The organism is Neolewinella lacunae, from assembly GCF_014349155.1.
Taxonomy (GTDB): Bacteria; Bacteroidota; Bacteroidia; order Chitinophagales; family Saprospiraceae; genus Neolewinella; species Neolewinella lacunae.
The window spans coordinates 114,359-130,920 of the sequence record NZ_JACSIT010000118.1; the positions used below are offsets into that span (position 1 = coordinate 114,359).

The 16,562-nt window shown below is 59.3% G+C and carries 12 protein-coding genes and 1 tRNA gene; 4 read left to right on the forward strand and 9 right to left on the reverse strand.

The genetic code is table 11. The features are described from left to right. Both H9S92_RS13400 and H9S92_RS13405 read right to left on the reverse strand, forming a co-directional pair. Nucleotides 1–636 carry a DUF2911 domain-containing protein gene (locus tag H9S92_RS13400; protein ID WP_187467218.1) on the reverse strand — a complete coding sequence of 212 codons (636 nt, stop codon included), beginning with the start codon at nt 634–636 and terminating at the stop codon, nt 1–3. Between the two features lie 258 nt (nt 637–894). Beyond that, on the reverse strand, nt 895–1,533 hold the full coding sequence (locus tag H9S92_RS13405; protein WP_246463854.1) for a DUF2911 domain-containing protein: 639 nt from the start codon (nt 1,531–1,533) through the stop codon (nt 895–897). Nucleotides 1,534–1,884: 351 nt separating this feature from the next. Here H9S92_RS13405 and H9S92_RS13410 point away from each other — a divergent pair, with 351 nt between their 5' ends. Next, nucleotides 1,885–3,597 carry a dynamin family protein gene (locus H9S92_RS13410; protein ID WP_187467219.1) on the forward strand — a complete coding sequence of 571 codons (1,713 nt, stop codon included), beginning with the start codon at nt 1,885–1,887 and terminating at the stop codon, nt 3,595–3,597. Between the two features lie 461 nt (nt 3,598–4,058). Here H9S92_RS13410 and folE read toward each other — a convergent pair whose 3' ends face one another. The 3 genes from folE to H9S92_RS13425 form a co-directional block, all read right to left on the reverse strand. Then, nucleotides 4,059–4,655 (reverse strand): GTP cyclohydrolase I FolE, encoded by a 597-nt coding sequence (gene folE / locus H9S92_RS13415; RefSeq protein WP_187467220.1) that lies wholly within the window; start codon nt 4,653–4,655, stop codon nt 4,059–4,061. A 6-nt stretch (nt 4,656–4,661) separates the two neighbouring features. Continuing rightward, nucleotides 4,662–5,087: a 6-pyruvoyl trahydropterin synthase family protein gene (locus H9S92_RS13420; protein WP_187467221.1), complete on the reverse strand. Its 426-nt coding sequence runs from the start codon at nt 5,085–5,087 to the stop codon at nt 4,662–4,664. Between the two features lie 72 nt (nt 5,088–5,159). Then, a complete protein-coding gene (locus tag H9S92_RS13425; protein WP_187467222.1) occupies nt 5,160–5,909 on the reverse strand; it encodes a DUF6503 family protein in 750 nt (249 codons plus the stop codon). Between the two features lie 165 nt (nt 5,910–6,074). On the opposite strand from H9S92_RS13425, the gene H9S92_RS13430 reads away from it, so the two are divergent. Further along, the gene (locus H9S92_RS13430) at nt 6,075–7,007 is read left to right on the forward strand and encodes a hydroxypyruvate isomerase family protein (protein ID WP_187467223.1); all 933 of its coding nucleotides are present in this window, start codon (nt 6,075–6,077) and stop codon (nt 7,005–7,007) included. A 598-nt stretch (nt 7,008–7,605) separates the two neighbouring features. On the opposite strand, the gene H9S92_RS13435 is transcribed toward H9S92_RS13430, so the two are convergent. After that, the gene (locus H9S92_RS13435; RefSeq protein ID WP_187467224.1) at nt 7,606–10,299 is read right to left on the reverse strand and encodes a putative LPS assembly protein LptD; all 2,694 of its coding nucleotides are present in this window, start codon (nt 10,297–10,299) and stop codon (nt 7,606–7,608) included. Between the two features lie 239 nt (nt 10,300–10,538). On the opposite strand from H9S92_RS13435, the gene H9S92_RS13440 reads away from it, so the two are divergent. Further along, nucleotides 10,539–12,218: an N-acetylmuramoyl-L-alanine amidase family protein gene (locus tag H9S92_RS13440; RefSeq protein ID WP_222936101.1), complete on the forward strand. Its 1,680-nt coding sequence runs from the start codon at nt 10,539–10,541 to the stop codon at nt 12,216–12,218. Between the two features lie 290 nt (nt 12,219–12,508). Here the strand turns inward: H9S92_RS13440 and typA are convergent, their stop codons facing one another. Next, entirely contained in the window at nt 12,509–14,314 is a 1,806-nt protein-coding gene (gene typA / locus H9S92_RS13445; protein ID WP_187467226.1) for a translational GTPase TypA, read from the reverse strand. Nucleotides 14,315–14,801: 487 nt separating this feature from the next. On the opposite strand from typA, the gene H9S92_RS13450 reads away from it, so the two are divergent. Next, nucleotides 14,802–14,887, forward strand: a tRNA-Leu gene (locus H9S92_RS13450). Nucleotides 14,888–14,932: 45 nt separating this feature from the next. On the opposite strand, the gene H9S92_RS13455 is transcribed toward H9S92_RS13450, so the two are convergent. Both H9S92_RS13455 and H9S92_RS13460 read right to left on the reverse strand, forming a co-directional pair. Continuing rightward, the gene (locus tag H9S92_RS13455) at nt 14,933–15,208 is read right to left on the reverse strand and encodes a hypothetical protein (protein WP_187467227.1); all 276 of its coding nucleotides are present in this window, start codon (nt 15,206–15,208) and stop codon (nt 14,933–14,935) included. 109 nt (nt 15,209–15,317) lie between these two features. Beyond that, nucleotides 15,318–16,538, reverse strand: a complete 1,221-nt coding sequence (locus tag H9S92_RS13460; RefSeq protein WP_187467228.1) for an alginate lyase family protein — start codon at nt 16,536–16,538, stop codon at nt 15,318–15,320. Between the last annotated feature and the right edge of the window lie 24 nt (nt 16,539–16,562).

A 16,562-nucleotide genomic window follows, 5' to 3' on the forward strand; every position in this document is an offset into this window, starting at 1 on the left:
CTATTTGCTGGCGGCCGTTACGGGAAAGGAGATGATCAGGTCATCCCAGCTGATCTTAATGCTGGAGTCGTCAATGGCGAAGTGCATCCGCTCGGCCTTCTCGGGGGCGGGCATGCTGTTGCCGGAAACCCGCACTGCGTCGGCAGCCTCGTCGTAGTCGTAAGCCCCCCACTGGTCAGCTACCGTGTTGAAGATGACCGTCCACTTGTCCTTGGCTGCGGGCAGCGTGAAGAGGGAGTAAGTGCCGGCGGCCAGCTTCTGGCCTTCGGTGCCCACCATGACGTCGTTGGCGAAGGTGATGCGCGTAGCCTCGTTGGCGCCCGTACGCCAGACCTGCTCGTAGGGGATGAGGTCGCCGAAAATCGTCCGGCCCTTAACGGCGGGGCTGCCGTAGTTGATCTTCAGGGGTACACCGGCAATTTCTCCGGAAAGCTCGATGCGGGGACTGACCAGCGAGCCATCGACCACCTTGAGTTCGTAGCCCAGGTCGCCGGAGGGAATCAGGTCCGCAGCATCGGGGGCTGCCTGGGTGGTGTCCGTAGTGGCTGGGGGGGTAGTGTTGCCATTGTTGGTGTTGGTCTGGCAAGCAGTGGCCAGCAAAAGACAAAAAGCAGGAAAAATAAGTTTCTTATACATTGGTACGGAGTTGGTTTTTGGCAGTAACACCTAAGCGAAACAAAGGTCAACCGAAACAAAGCATTTTTCTGCAAACGACCGAAAATGCCCGCCCAATACCCGCCCTTGGTCGAGACGCTGTGCGTCGAATCCTCCTCGCCCCCCGCCAATTCACGCCCCTTACACGCTCCACCCACCCGGCCCAAAACACTGCGCGCCGAATGCCATCTGGCACCCGGCGCGCGAGCTTTTTACCTTGATTGGAAACGAAATGGCGGATTACATGCCGGCAGGAGCAACGGGAATGGCCACTACTCGGTCGGCCCACATCAATTTGATGGTAGCCTCGTCGAGTCCGAAGGCCATCCGCTCAGCCGGTGCGTCGGCGGCCATGGCCTGGGCAGAAACCCGTGCGGCGTCGGCCGTTTGGTCGTAGCCATTGGAACCCCACTGTTCGGCAGTCTTGTTGAAGATTACCGTCCACTCTCCCTGCTCGGCGGGGATGGTGAACAGGGAGTAGGTGCCGGCGGGCAGGGCTTGCTTATCCGCGCCCACCATGACGTCGCTGCCGAAGGTGATGCGCGTGGCTTCGTTGGCCCCGGTGCGCCATACTTCGCCGTAGGGAACCAGGGTGCCGAAAATGGCGCGGCCATTCACGGCGGGGCTGCCGTAGTTGATGGTTACGGGCGCGCCGCCAACGGTGCCGGTAAGCTCCATGCGGTGGCTGGGAATCGAGTCGTTGAGGACCTTGACTTCGTAGTTCTGGCTGGAGTTGGCCATGGCCTGGGCAGCGGCGATGCTGTCGGCCCGCAGGCTGTCCGCCAGAGCTTGTGCCGCTTCGGCGTCGGCGTTGTTATCGGGCCCGCAGGAAGTAACCAGGGCCAGGCAAAAGATGGAAAAGAGGAGTTGCTTAAACATTGCTAATGAGTTGATTAATTGGATATACACCAATTTGCCGCAAATGTCACACTAAGTTGCTGATTTTTATTGCGAAGGGGCCTAAAACACCCCCTTTTCCGCCGTTTTTGCCCCACCAGGAGTTTTTTTTGCACATCAACTTCCTCGGGCGCGGCCGCAGGTGCGGAGGAGAGATTAGGGAGCGGTGGACGTCCAACTCCAAAGTCGGTGAATTCACCTTCGTTCCTGTCCACACTTTGCTCCTTGTTCGTCACCTGGCACCTGCGACCGCGCCCCCCTGGCCCGCTGCGGTGCCGCAAAGACGAGATTGTGGCGTAGTTTTACCCGACTAAGATCACCCGCCGTACGCTTATGTCTCAACTCATCAACGCCAACCTCCAAGCCCGCCGCGCACGCCTGGAGGAAATCATCAAAAACCTGCACGAACTGACGGTACGGATCGGGCACGAAGACATGGCAAAGACGGTGAGCGAGCTGCGCAACCGCATCTTCGAGCCCTTCATGTTCGTCATTGTCGGGGAGGTGAAAGCCGGGAAATCCAGCTTCATCAATGCCCTGCTGGCTACTGGCGAGGAGATCGCCAAAGCCGCCCCGCAACCTATGACGGACACCATCCAGCAAATCATTTACGGCGAGGAACGGCGGGAAATTACCGTTAATCCCTACCTGAAAAAGATCTTCCTGCCCGTCGAAATCCTCCGCGAAATCGCCATCGTAGACACGCCCGGCACCAACACCATCGTGGAGCACCACCAGGAGATCACCGAGCAATTCATCCCCGCCAGCGACCTGATCGTCTTTGTTTTCGAGGCCAAAAACCCTTACCGGCAGTCGGCCTGGGACTTTTTCAAATACATCCACGCCGACTGGCGCAAAAAGGCCATTTTTGTTCTACAACAAAAAGACCTCGCCAGCGCTAATGAACTGGCCGTCAACCTACAGGGCGTAGCGGATAAAGCCAGCACGGAAGGCATTGAAAACCCCGAAGTTTTTGCCGTCAGCGCCAAAGCCGAACAGGAGGGAGACCCCGCCTCGGGCTTCGTCGCCCTCCGTGACTACATTGCCAGCAACATCACCGGCGGACGCGCCCCGGCCCTGAAACTCAACAACAGCGTCGTCACCGCCCAGACGATCAACGAGCGGATTGCCGCCGGACTGGAGTTGCGCCGTGATCAATTTGCCGCCGATACCCGCTTCCGCGAAGACATCCAAACCACCCTCAGCGACCAGGTGGCGCAGAGCAACAAGCAGGTCGATCTGATGGTAGAAAACCTGCTGATGAGCTACGACAAAATCACGGGCGAAAAACTGGCCGAACTCCGCGACGGCCTCAGTATGATTGGGCTCCTGCGCCGCAGCCTGGCCTCCACCTTCGGCAGCACCCCCGACGCAAAGACCTGGCTGGGCGACCTCGCCGCCGGCCTCGAAGAAGAACTCAACTCCCGCCTCCGCGCCCGCCTGAACGAAAATGTGGTGGACCTGGCCGAAAGCATCCAGCAGATGGTTAAGGTCATTGACCTGAAAATCCGGACCAGCCAGACCATCCTCAGCAACGACCATGAGTTGTTCAGTGACATCGCCGAGCGCCGGGAAAATGTCTTGCGCGATCTTCAGGACCAGTTCAACCGCTTCGTTTCAAATACCGAGAGCTTTACGGACAAAGACCTGTTTGCCGACCGCGAAAACCTGGCCCCCAACCTGGCGGCCGGCAGCGGCATGGCGGCCCTCGGGGTGATCCTGATGGCCCTCTCTACCCTACCCGTCCTCGACGTCACAGGCGGGGTACTGACCACCGTCGGGGTGCTCTTCGCCGGCTTCAGCACCCGCGGCAAACGCAAGCGCATCGTCGAGGGATTCGCCACCGAAACCCAGGCCGGCCGGCAGCGCCTGGCTACCGAACTGGACGACAAACTCAAGTCCTACATCACCACCCTGCGCCATCGCATCGAAGCCAACTTCAGCCGCTTCGATGAAATGTTGGGCCGGGAGGAAAAGAACCTGGCCATCCTGGAAGGGATGCACGCTGAGATATCTAAAGATTTGGAGGAAATGCTGGCGGAGTAATGGTTGAGCCGCTGTGCGGTGAAGGGGGGCGACGTTTCACGTCTCCTTTTTTGAACCACTAAGAATAGGCTGTCTAATTAGCTGGGCCGCAGCCGTACTCAATTTGGCCCGTTCGTTGGGGGCTCAACCCCAGATCAACCGGGGGAGGCTCAAGCGCTTAATAGGTCGAGACCCTCTGGGTCGTAGGAGAATACGCCACTGTGCTTAGTTGGATCGACCCAGAGGGTCTCAACCTAGGCAGGCCCCTAAAGCGCGTACGGGTTAAACCCATTAGATTAGACACCCTACCACTAAGAACACTAAGAGGAACTAAGATTTGGGACGGACGTGAAACGTCTCCCCCTCACAAACTCCAGGCAACTCCATGCCGCATGAAATACTGCGAAGCAAACTCCATGGGCTAAAACCAGCCGGACCAGAGGTCCGGATTCGATCAAAAACTCCAGGGGCTAAATGACCCCCTAGCTCAGCTTGTTGGTGATCAGCTTCAGGAATTCATTGCGCGTCCGCTCCGCTTTAAAGGCCCCGGTGAAGGCGGAGGTGGTCGTAACCGAGGTTTGCTTCTGCACCCCGCGCATCATCATGCACATGTGGCGGGCTTCGATCACGACGGCCACACCCAGGGGATTGAGGGTATTGTGGATGGAGTGGAGGATCTGGTCCGTCAGCCGTTCCTGTACCTGCAGGCGGCGGGAAAAGACGTCAATGACGCGGGGGATCTTGCTGAGGCCGACGATGTAGCCATTAGGGATGTAGGCCACGTGGGCCTTGCCGAAAAAGGGCAGGAGGTGGTGTTCGCAGAGGCTGTAAAGTTCGATGTCTTTTACGATCACCATTTCCGAGTAATCCTCGGCAAACATGGCACCGCGCAGGATGGCCTCAGCGTCTTGGTCGTATCCCTGGGTGAGGAACTGCATGGCCTTGGCTGCGCGGTCGGGGGTTTTCAGTAATCCTTCGCGGGTGGGGTCTTCACCGAGGCTGGTGATGATGTGGTGAAAGTCCTGGGAAAGGCCTTCGGTGATTGCGGGGTCGTAATGCTGTTGCGTGCTAAATGCCATCAATGGTTATCTTCCGTTGGGGCCGTAGTATTCGGCGTAAATGTTCTCCGTTTCCTGGAGGCGAATACTATACAGCCGGGCACCGGATTGGTTTACGCGGGCCTCAATCCGTTCCCAGAAGATGCGGGAGATATTCTCCGTGGTGGGCTGCAGATCGGCGGGGAACCAGTCTACGTCGAGGTTAAAGTTGGCGTGGTCTACGTCATCGATAATCTCCTCTTTAACAATGGTGGAGAGCGCTTTGGCATCCATAACGAAGCCCGTGACGGGGTCGGGCTCTCCGGCCACGGTTACGAATAGCTGGTAATTATGGCCGTGCCAGTTGGGGTTGGAACACTTACCAAAAGTGGCGTAATTTTTTTCCCGGCTCCACTCGGGAACGGTCAGTTTGTGGGCGGCATTGAAGGTCTCGCGACGGGTGAGGTACAACATGGCGCAAAAGTACGGCGGTGGACGGGAAAATGTTCCTTCCACCCTCCGTTCCAGGCTTTTTTGACACGGTCCTTAATCCATCCGAATGTTGGTATTCTCGATCCGGGAAAGTTCGAGCAATTTATCCGCTGCGTACAGTTCGGCCAGCTCACCCACGGGGGTGTCAGCGGCTTCGGGTTGGTAGTTGATGTAGTCTTGTACCAGCTTCCCGCCAATCCGTCGCTCGTTGGTGGCCGCGCGGAAGCGTACGCCGCCGCCGTTGACGGTGAAGCTGTAGGCGAGGTAGTCCAGCTTGCCTTCCCCGGCGTGGAAGTAATAATAGTACACATCGTCGTGGTCTACCCCACCCCCTTCGGCGGCGAAGGTGACGCGCAAGACGTCGTAAGGCTTTTCCTTAATGCTTTGCTGGCCGAGGTATTCCTTCTGCACCGCCGGATCGTTGAGGCCGTAGGGCAACATGAAAAAGTAGCGGACGGAATTAACGGCTTCGGTATAGGCGGCCTTTTGCTTTTCCGTCAGGGCCACTTCGCGGTCGCCCACCAGGCGCAGGATGCCGTCGTTGGTCACCAGATCGGTGGTATCGCTCCAGGTCCGGGCGTAGGCGTATACCCCACCCTGCTGCCGGATGGTGTACTGCTTTTCCCGAAAGACGAAGCTGACGTCGGCATCGGCGTAGTAATCGCCGTAGTGGTGGGCGATGGCGCGACCGACGATGGAGTCGGCCGGTGACTGGCCTGCCGGCTGGGCCTCCGCTGCGGCGGGAGGGTTGGGGCTGCAGGAACACAGGGCAAGCCCGCAGGCGAGGGAGAGGAGGTAATACATCGTTGCAAAGGTAGCAAACGGCGGCTTGGGGGTTCCGCTTCATCCCGGCCAAGTGTCGGGCAAAGGCACACTGGGGAAGTAGCCGTGCAGAACACAAAGGGACTTTTCCCTTTCCGAACTCGTCTTATCTTACCCGCCATTCAACACGAAAAAAACCATCGATCCATGCAACGCCGAACCGCCGCCAAATTAGCCGCTGGCCTTCCCCTCGCTTTCTCTTCGCTAGCGGCTTCCGCTGCATCCCAAACGCCTCCGGGACTATCGCCTGCGGCTGCGCCCGCGAAATTCAAGCTCGCCTTTGCGCCCCACGACGGGATGTTCCGCCACCACGCCGGCGAGAACATCCTCGACCAGATCAACTGGGCGGCCGACCAGGGTTTTACCGCCTGGGAAGACAACGGTTTCCCCAACCGGGAGCAAAGTGAGCAGACCAAAATCGGCGAACTGCTGGCCAGGCGGGGCATGACCATGGGCGTTTTTGTGGCCAATAAGATCAATTGGACGGCCCCTACGCTCACCCTCGGAGCTGGCGAGCACCGCGACGCCTTCCTGGCCGACATCCGCAACGCCGTCGAGGCCGCCAAGCGCTGCAACGCCCGCTGGATGACCGTCGTGCCCGGCTTCGTCAACCTCCGCCTGGAGCCGATGTACCAGTTTGCCAACGTGATGGAAAGCCTTAAACAGGCCAGCGGCATTCTGGAGCCCCACGGCCTGGTGATGGTGCTCGAACCCCTCAATTACCGCGATCACCCCGGGCTTTTCCTCAACAAGGCGGCCCAGGCTTTTGCCATCTGTAAGGGCGTCGGCAGCCCCGCCTGCAAGATTCTTTTCGACATCTACCACCAGCAAATTCACGAGGGCAACCTCATCCCCAACATCGACGCGGCCTGGGACGAAATCGCCTATTTCCAGATCGGCGATAACCCCGGCCGCAAGGAGCCCGGCACCGGCGAAATCAACTACGCCAAGGTCCTTTCCCACATCCACGCCAAGGGCTTCACCGGCGTCTACGGCATGGAACACGGCAACAGCATGGACGGAAAAGAAGGGGAAATGAAGGTGCTCGAAGCCTACCGCACGGTAGATGTAAAGGCCTGATAATAATACTTTGGGCGCGGCCGCAGGTGCTCCCCCCCGCCCCCCCGAAGGGGGGAGAAGGGACAAGGAGCAAGGCCCAGACCTAGGCAGTCTAATTAGCTAGGCCGCAGCCATACTCAATTTGGCCCGTTCGTTATTGGCTCAACCCCAGATCAACCGGGGGAGGCTCAAGCGCTTAATAGGTCGAGACCCTCTGGGTCGTAGGAGAATACGCCACTGTGTATAGTTAGATCGACCCAGAGGGTCTCAACCTAGGCAGGCCCCTAAAGCGCGTACGGGTTAAACCTAGGCTGTTCCCTTTACTTACTTTTTGTTACTACCAATTTTAGCTTCTCTTTCAAGAATGTCGAGACGAGCTTAGAGCCTCAAAAATGCTTAGTGTAACTTAAAAAGAATGGTGCTTGGGTCATCCCTCTCCGTTGGACGCGTTTTCTGGGGTAGGGGCCCCAGAAATAAGCCGAGGGAGAGGGCAAAAAGAGTAACGTACAATCATATTCAAACGGAACAGCCTAGGGTTAAACCCATCAGATTAGACACCCTAGGCCCAGACCCGGAGGGTCGCCCAGTATAGCGAGGGGATTCTATGCCCTCGTTTTCATCAGCGGTTGTCAAACAACTGCCCTCCGTCGTAGCGGTTTTGGTTGACGGGCAGGTTGATGAAGTCGAGGGTGCCGGGTTTGACGGCGATGGAAAAGGAGTAAAAATTCCGCTGCGGCGCCCAGCTGAAGCGCATCTCCCAGCAGTGGAGATCACGCACGAAACTGAGGAAGGGATAGGTGATGCGCCTGCTGGTAAAGTCGTAGCCAATCTGCCCGATGTTCACGCTCCAGTTGTTGGTCAGCTGCAAGGCCCCGCGCAGTTCGATGGAGTTGGCCAGCTGGGAAAAGCGGGGCCGGCCGCGGTCGTCGACGTCGGGGGCTTCGGTATCGAACTCCCGCTGAAAGCGAAAGCGGAAGGTGTGCTGGATGCTGAATCGCTCGAAGAGGCTCAGCAGGTCGGTTTCTTCAAAAAGGGTGGTTTCTTCCTCGCGGCGTTTGCGGCGTTCTTCCTCGATGTCGGTCACTACTTCCTCTTCCGCGCCCTGGAATAGCTGGCGGATTTTGCTGACGGTGAGGTTGGTCGTGATGCTGCTCTCAAAGCGGGTCAGGGAAAGCGGAAAGCGGCCTTCGGAGAGGTTGGAAATTTCTACCCGGCGGAACTGGTTGCGAACGGGATCGTACTGCGTAGCGTAGGGATCAAAGGTGGCTCCGATATTGACCCGGGTCAGTCCCTTGAAAAACTGGGTGCCGCCGGTAAGGTTTACGGGACTCCATTTTAAGCTATCGAGGGTAAAGTCGTAGCTGCCCGAAATGCCGATGTTTTCGAAGAGCTTGATGTTTTGGCTCGTGCTGTCTTTGGCGTTCCAGATCTTCGCTTCGAAGAGGTTGGTGATGCTGTAGCTCAGTCCAAGGTTGCGTTTGCCGGGGGAAGGAGCACCGAAGATCTGGTTGGCGAAGGGCGAAAGCAGGCGGGTGGGGTCACCGTTGAGGGGATCGATTTCGTCTTCGCGGAGAAAATAGGGCTCACCGCTGATGTAGTCCTCGGCGTCGATGTAATTGGGGTTATAGCCGATGCTGACGTTGGGCTTCATTACGTGGCGGAGGCCCTGGAGGCCGAGGAGGCCTTTCTTGCGGAAGCGCACCTTGCCGAAGAGTTGGGTACTGACGTTGACCGCAGCGCTGAAAGTCCGGAAACTTGCCACCCCGGGATTGAGGCTGCTGATGATTTCGCCGAGGCTGGTGATGGTGATGACTTCCTCGCCGGTGATGGGGTCGATGAGGGTATCGCGCTGCACGTTGCCATCGAGGTTGTAGGCCCGGGTTTTGCCGTAGTAAACTTCGCCGTAGTTGATGCTGGGGCTGACGTTGAAGTACTTCAGCACGTTGAGGCTGAGGGCGGAGTTGATGTCGTGGCGGAAGCCGTACTCTCCGGCGTCCAGCGTCGCCTGGGTGAAAAAGGTGGAGTCGGGCGCCTCAAACTCCGTCCGCAGGGCATTTTTGTAGCGGAAGGAGAGTTTCTTCCACCAGGCGGACTGCTTACCGGGCAGTTCGCGCAGGGGGTAGATCGTTTGGGTCTGGAAGGTGGCGTCGGGAAAATTGACGGTGATGATCCGCGACTGGTTATTCTGGCTGTGGTTGAGGCCGGCGGTGAGGGTACTCTTGAGCTTGGGGAAGTTCTTGGTCAGGTTCATGCTCGACCGGATGGTATTCTGGCTGGCGACCTCGAAAGAGTTGATGAAGCGCTGGTCGACGATATTGGTCTGGAAGTTGAGCGAGCCGCCGAAGTTGAAGGTGGGGTGCGCGGCGCGGTCCTGGCGGTGGCTCCACTGGATGGAGATGCCCTTGTCAAAGAACTCGTTGAGTTCGCGGTCTTCGCGGCGCAGGTTTTTGAAGCTGGCGTTGAAGCTGCCCGTGTACTTGTAGCGCCGGACGTAGCGGAGATTGGTATTCAGGGAGTAGGTGCCGCGCAGGAAGTAGTCGGCCGTCGCTTGCAGGTTGACGTGCTCACCGATGGGGAAAAACCAGCCGACGCCCTGGAGGCCGTAGCCCCACTGGGGACTGTACTGGTAGTCGGAAGGAAAGAGCAAACCGGTGCTCCGACCGCTTTTGAGGGGGAAGAAGCCGAAGGGCAGCCAGAGAGGCGTCGGTACGCCCATGATTTCGAGGTTGCTGGGGCCAATGACGGCCAGGCGGTTGGGGATGACCTTGGCCCGTTGGGTGCGGATGCCGAAGTGGGGGTGCTCCGCCGAGCAGGTGGTGAAGATGGCTCCCTGGGTGTAGATGACGTCGGCGCGGACCGTGTCGTTCACCTGCACGGCGCCGCTGACGAACTTTGACTTGCCGCCACGCACGAAAATATCGTCCTGGGTCGTGGTGGTGCCGTAGACGATGCCCTTGCGGGTTTTGAAGTTGTAGCGCATCTCCCTGGCGGTAAAACTCTGGCCGCCGTCGCTGAACTCCGGCGCACCGGCGGGCCGGCCCAGGCTATCGGGCAGGGGTTCAGCGTAGACTAAGTTCGTGCCGTAGTTGAGGATGATGTGGTTGGCCTTGAGGTTGATGGTCTGGTAGGTCACCTCGGCGGCTCCGTAGAGGTGGATTTCCTGGAGAACGAAGTCGACCGTCATACTGTCTTCAGCGGCGTAGGTGACTGGGGCGGTCAGGGAGTCTGCCGACATCACGAAATCGGCCGTGCTGCCCGCGAAGGCCTTGGTGGGGACGATGGTATCGATCCGGGCGCTGTCCAGCAATTGCAACGGCGGGAGGGTATCCTGGAAGGGCGCGTGATGGCTGGTGTGGACGTTCCCTGCTCCCCATACCTGCCCTGGCACCTGCGCCAGCGCCCAAAAAAGGAGGGCGCGCAGTAAAAAAAGTCGCTTAAAATGGCAAAAAGGAGCAGCGGCAGGCGAAAAGAGCCGCCTAAACCGTTGAAAAATGCTATATATTTGCCCAGCACCCCCCCCACCTGCACCGGCTGGGACTTGAGTAAACACTGATGATACCAAATAAGAAACTGACACTATTTCTGTTCCTGTTTTCGCTCGCGAGCCTTTCCTTAATGACGACCAACAGCCTGCTGGCGTCGCTCGGGGAAGCCCGCTTTAACGTATCCTTAATGGAAGGGGCGCGCAAAAGTACGCCGCTGCCCGCGAACGGGGTACAAAAGGTGGTCATCGACGCCGGTCACGGTGGCAAGGACCCCGGCGGTATGGGCGGCAAAAGCCAGGAAAAGCACATTGCCCTCAACATTGCCCATCTGTTGGCGATGGGTATCCGGATGAACTTTCCCGACGTGGAGGTCATCATGACCCGCAAGGACGATACCTTCATCCCCCTCCACGAGCGGGCCGCCATCGCTAACCGCGCGGGAGCCGACCTCTTCATCAGCATCCACGCCAACATCATGCCGGGCAGTTCCGCGACGGCCGGGACGGAAACCTTCGTCATGGGCCAGCACGTAGCCAAGCACAACCTCGACGTAGCCAAGCGCGAAAACGCCGCCATCCTGCTGGAAGACAACGTGGAGGCCAACTACGGCTACGATCCCAACAGCGACGAGGGCCACATCATGATGAGTATGTTTCAGCACGCCTTTCTGGAGCGGAGCATCCAGTTTGCCGACCTCGTGGAGCGGGAGTTCGCCAGCGCGGGCCGCAAAAGCCGGGGCGTGAAGCAGGCGGGATTTGTGGTCCTGAAAGAAACCACCATGCCGAGCGTGCTGGTCGAAACCGGCTTCATGAGCAACCCCGCCGAAGAAAGCTTTTTGTTGAGCGACGCCGGACAGCAGAAGCTGGCCAATGCCCTGCTCAAGGCCTTTGCCGCCTACTACAAAAGTATGGGTGGCAAACACGAAGTGGTGATGGACAAGGTAAACCCGGCTCCGTCACCCGCCCCCGCCGTGCAACAAGCGGTGGCCACCCCGGTCAACTTCCAATGGAACGCCCCTTCAACCGCGCCGCCGCCGCCGCCGACTACGGCTCCCGCCACCAAGGCCCCGCTCAACAGCGTTTTCGGGCGGGAACTGTCCCTTTCCGATCTGCCGGCTGCCGGCCAGCGGCAGTGGACGGCCAAGGGCGTCTCCGCCACCCCCATCCAGTACACGCCCGAGCCACAGATGTACAATTACCAGCCGCCGGTGCCGACGGTAAGCACCGCCGCACCTGCGGCCTCCGCACCCGTCCCGGCCACCTACCGCACCGTGGTCAGTAAGCAGGTAAGCAACAGCCCTACCGCTCCGCCCGATCGCGTCATCCCCGGCCAGCGCCCCGCTCCGGCTACCTACGGCACCCCGGTACGCACGCCGCGGGATACCGCCCCCGACAAAAACGCTTACCAATTCCGCCAAGCGAAAGACGTAGTGGTGGCCCCTGCCACGCCGACGGTGGACCTCAGTAAAATTCCTGACCAGCAGCTGCGCTACACCATCCAGCTCCTGGCCACCCAACGCGCCGTCAGCCTGGACGAGCCGCAGTGGAAGAAGGTTCCCTATCCGCTGAAAATCGTGGCCGAAGACGGCTACAAGAAAATTCAGGTGCAAGGTCTTACGACTGCCGCCGAGGCCGCCGCCGCCAAGGAACGCCTGAAAACCGCCGGCTTTTTCGATGCAATGGTAGTGGTCTACCTCGATGGAAAACGGCTGGCGCCGAAACACGTGGCGTATTTGCTTTCCCGATAGGGGCTTTTCCCCTGCGCGGTTATTTGAACCACTAAGGACACTGAGTGTCACTAAGGTTGGTTTAAAAGACCCCCTGGGTCGATCTAGAAAAGGTTGAGACCCTCTGGGTCGATCTAGATAAAGGTTGAGAACCTCTGGGTCGATCTAGATAAGGTTAAGACCCCCTGGGTCGATCTCAGGTCAGATCTCTAGAGGATTTAAACCACACTGCCAAAAAAACAACAAACGCCACCCCGGAAAATTCCGGAGTGGCGTCATCGTAGGTTCAGTTCGCAGATTGCTGTTCTTGCTTAGAACAGGATCTTCTCTCCGCGCTTGCGCTCGGCTTCGCGGAGCAGGATTTTGCGGAGGCGGATGCTTTGTGGGGTGGCTTCCACGTATTCATCGGCCTGGATGTATTCGAGGGCTTCTTCGAGGGAGAACTTGCGGGGGGGCACGAGGCGGGCTTTATCGTCGGCACCGGAAGAGCGCATGTTGGTGAGCTTCTTGGTTTTGGTGACGTTGATGACCAGGTCGGCGGCGCGGTTGTTTTCGCCGATTACCTGTCCTTCGTAGATCTCTTCGCCGGCGTCGATGAAGAAGCGGCCGCGGTCCTGCAGGTTGTTGATGGAGTAAGGGATGGCTTTGCCCAGTTCCATGGAGATGAGGGAACCGTTGAGGCGACCGGGGATTTCGCCTTTGTGGGGCTGGAACTCCTTAAAGCGGTGGGTCATGATGGCTTCACCGGCCGTAGCGGTGAGCATGTTGCTGCGCAGGCCGATGATGCCGCGGGAGGGGATTTCGAACTCCAGGACGACCCGGTCGGCTTTGGGTGTCATGCTGAGCATCACCCCTTTGCGCTGGGTGACCATGTTGATGGCCGTGCCGGATACTTCCTCGGGCAGGTCGAGGGTCAACTCTTCAACGGGTTCCATTTTCACGCCGTCGATTTCCTTGAGGATGACCTGGGGCTGGCCAATCTGCATTTCGTAGCCCTCGCGGCGCATCGTCTCGATGAGGACCGAAAGGTGCATTACGCCACGGCCAAAGACGCGGAAGGTATCGGCACTTTCGGTGGGCTCCACGCGGAGGGCGAGGTTGCGCTCCAATTCGGCCGTCAGGCGGTCCTTGATGTGGCGGCTGGTGACGAACTTCCCTTCGCGGCCGAAGAACGGCGAGTCGTTGATGGTAAAGGTCATGCTCAGCGTCGGCTCATCGATGGCGATGGTGGGCAGGGCCTCCGGGTTTTCGTTGTGGGCAACGGTGTCACCGATCTCGAAACCTTCGATGCCGAAGATGGCACAGATATCGCCGGGCTGCACTTCCTCCACTTCCACGCGACCGAAGCCTTCGTAGACGTAGAGGTTGCGGGCGCGGGACTTCGTTTCCTTTCCTTCGCGGTTGATGAGCGTCAGGGGCTGGTTGGCCTTGAGGGTACCGCGGCTGAGTTTGCCGATAGCCATGCGGCCAATGTATTTGCTGAATTCGATGCTCGTGACCAGCAGCTGGGTGTTGCCCTCGGCGATTTTCGGGGCGGGAACGTGCTCCAGGATCGCATCCAGCAGGGGCAGGATGTTTTCGGTGGGTTTGCGCCAGTCGGTGCTCATCCAGCCGTTCTTGGCCGATCCGTAGATGGTGGGGAAGTTGAGCTGCTCTTCGGTGGCGTCGAGGGAGTACATCAGGTCGAACACCATCTCGTGCACCTCTTCGGGCGTACAGTTCGGCTTATCGACTTTATTGACCACCACCAGCGGGTTCAGGCCGAGGCGCAGGGCCTTTTCCATCACGAAGCGGGTTTGGGGCATGGGGCCTTCGAAGGCGTCAACGAGCAACAGTACGCCGTCGGCCATATTGAGCACGCGCTCTACCTCGCCACCGAAGTCGGCGTGACCAGGGGTGTCGATGATGTTGATCTTCGTGTCCTTGTAGATGATGGAGACGTTCTTGGCCAGGATGGTGATGCCACGCTCCCGCTCCTGGTCATTGCTGTCCATGATCAGTTCGCCGGGGTTTTCGTGGTCGCCAAAAAGCTGCCCGGCGAGGAGCATCTTGTCTACCAGGGTCGTTTTGCCGTGGTCTACGTGTGCAATGATGGCAATGTTACGGATGGACTTCATTCGGTACTGTTTGGGGGCGCAAGGGCGAATCCAAACGGGCCACCTACGCTAAGCGGGCGCAAAGGTACGGGAAATATAGTTGTGGTGTAAATTAAGTTTTCGTGGGATCCGGGCCTCTGGTCCGGATAGGATTTTGCCCATGGAGTTGCATGGAGTAGGGCATGGAGTTGCTTGGAGTTTTGCCCTGGTCGAGACGCTGTGCGTCGGACGCCCAGGGTTCCGGGCCTCTGGTCCGGATAGGATTTTGCCCATGGAGTTGCATGGAGTAGGGCATGGAGTTGCTTGGAGTTTTGCCCTGGTCGAGACGCTGTGCGTCGAAGGGCCGCTCTCGTCCCCGGACCAGCGTTAAGCTACTCCAATTAACTCCATGCTTAAACTCCATGCGACTCCATGGGCAAGAGAGTACACCAGATGCTTAACCTGCCGCTCCATGGGCAAGAGACGCTTGTAAATCCCTTCCCCAGGGATTACCTTTGCGGCCGTACCCGCCCGGATGGCGGAATAGGTAGACGCGCTGGACTTAAAATCCAGTTTCCAGTAACGGAAGTACGGGTTCGATTCCCGTTCCGGGTACGCTACACCATCGGCTCTCAGTATTGCACTGGGAGCCGATTTTGTTTACTCCACCGTCTCCGTCCGCTGCCCGCGTAGGCGGCGCATGCCATACTGCACGGCCACCATCACGGCCAGGCCAATGACGTAAGAGCTCAGGAACATCAACCACTCGTAGGTGTCGCGCTTGACGGCCTCGCGGCCCGCGGTAAGGCCCCAGAGGTTGCCGAGGCCGCGCTTGACGAAAAAGGTGGTCACCAGGTTGGAGGCCAGCAGGCCAGCCAGGTATCCGATGGCGAGGTTGAGCACTTCCTGCCCGACAAAATCAGCAAACTTGCGCATGGCGTCCTTAATATATGGTATGGCCAGCGAAGGTAAGCGCGGGTTCGGGAAAATTGTCCCCCGCTTTCTCGTCCACCCTACCTGGCACCTGCGGCCGCGCCCTATACACTCACTCCGCAACGGGGACCAAATCCAGCCACAGCAGGGGGTTGCGGATGGGTAGGTTGCGCCGGACCTCCTCGACGGTGGGAAAATGGGCGTGCTGCGACCAGATTTCGATCCATTCCGGTCGCCCGAAGCGGAGCCCCCCGAAGAGCAGCGCGGGCTGGGCCACGGGCCAGTTTTCCCAGTACATGACGTCGGGCGGCAGCGGCCAGGCCGACTTATCCGCCACGTAGGGCGCGAGGTATTCCAGCCCCAGTCGGAGGTTTTCGCCGTCGGGTGCGGTGTAGGTCCAAAGGTCTTCCGTGGCGGTGGAAAGGACGAGGCAATTCATCGCCATGGCATCGAGGTTGAACAGGGAGTAGCCGTAGGGTTTGGTCCGTTCCAATTCCAGGGGGAAACTGCCGTCGGCCGCCATTTGCCGGGGCAGGAGGTCGCTGCGGTAGCGCTCCCGGCAGCTGGCCGCCAGGCTGTCCTGGCCGGTAAAAACGGCGTAGAGTCCCACCTGCATATTCCAGCAAGTGCCGTGGTTGTTGGGGTGGTCGCGCTCTTCGATGCCGTAGGGGTGGGTGCTGAGCCAGCCGACGAACGCGGTGAACCAGTCCTGGATGGCGCGGAACTCCGTAGGGGGCAGTTGTCCGTGTTTTTCGAGGATGCGGGTGGCCTGGACGACCTCCATAAAGTGAATCCCATCGATGATGCCAATGCCGCGCCCGGTGAAGCGCCCCTGAATGGCCTGGGCGTAGAGCAGGTGGGGGTTCATACGGGTGCTGTCGGTGAGAAACCAGGCGCGCAGGTGCTGGCGGGCGGCGGCGGCGTAGCGCTCGTCTTTCGTGAGCAGGTAGGCCGAGGCGAGGTTCCCGACGATCTCGCTCAGGCGCACCACAGCCCGGCGGTGGTCGAGAAAATTCTCGGGGTTGGTCAGGCCATCCCGGCGCACGTAGGGCCCGGCGGGATCGAGGGAATCGGGCCACCAGTAGTCGCCCTCGGAATAAAAATCGTGGGGGCCGCCGGCGCTGCGCGGACTGCGGCTGGACGTGACCGTCTCGGGCGCGGCGTGGAGATTTTGGGCGGCCAGCAGGAGAAGGGAATCGCGGAGAACCCCGGCGATCTGGTCTTTGCTACCGGGGGCTTCCGGCGCGCCGCAAGCCAGCCAAAGCAACAGCAGCAGCGCAAAAGCAGCGCCGCAGTGGGGCCGTAAAACGGGGGTTTTGCCGGTTTCAAGCATGGCTTTTACCCTAGCTGACGCGCC

Excerpts from the sequence above, each read along its gene's own strand:
- H9S92_RS13440 (WP_222936101.1), top strand. The coding sequence starts at position 10,539 with ATGATACCAAATAAGAAACTGACACTATTTCTGTTCCTGTTTTCGCTC.
- H9S92_RS13420 (WP_187467221.1), bottom strand. The coding sequence starts at position 5,087 with ATGTTGTACCTCACCCGTCGCGAGACCTTCAATGCCGCCCACAAACTG.
- typA (WP_187467226.1), bottom strand. The coding sequence starts at position 14,314 with ATGAAGTCCATCCGTAACATTGCCATCATTGCACACGTAGACCACGGC.
- H9S92_RS13410 (WP_187467219.1), top strand. The coding sequence starts at position 1,885 with ATGTCTCAACTCATCAACGCCAACCTCCAAGCCCGCCGCGCACGCCTG.
- H9S92_RS13460 (WP_187467228.1), bottom strand. The coding sequence starts at position 16,538 with ATGCTTGAAACCGGCAAAACCCCCGTTTTACGGCCCCACTGCGGCGCT.
- H9S92_RS13430 (WP_187467223.1), top strand. The coding sequence starts at position 6,075 with ATGCAACGCCGAACCGCCGCCAAATTAGCCGCTGGCCTTCCCCTCGCT.
- H9S92_RS13400 (WP_187467218.1), bottom strand. The coding sequence starts at position 636 with ATGTATAAGAAACTTATTTTTCCTGCTTTTTGTCTTTTGCTGGCCACT.
- H9S92_RS13455 (WP_187467227.1), bottom strand. The coding sequence starts at position 15,208 with ATGCGCAAGTTTGCTGATTTTGTCGGGCAGGAAGTGCTCAACCTCGCC.
- H9S92_RS13425 (WP_187467222.1), bottom strand. The coding sequence starts at position 5,909 with ATGTATTACCTCCTCTCCCTCGCCTGCGGGCTTGCCCTGTGTTCCTGC.
- folE (WP_187467220.1), bottom strand. The coding sequence starts at position 4,655 with ATGGCATTTAGCACGCAACAGCATTACGACCCCGCAATCACCGAAGGC.
- H9S92_RS13405 (WP_246463854.1), bottom strand. The coding sequence starts at position 1,533 with ATGTTTAAGCAACTCCTCTTTTCCATCTTTTGCCTGGCCCTGGTTACT.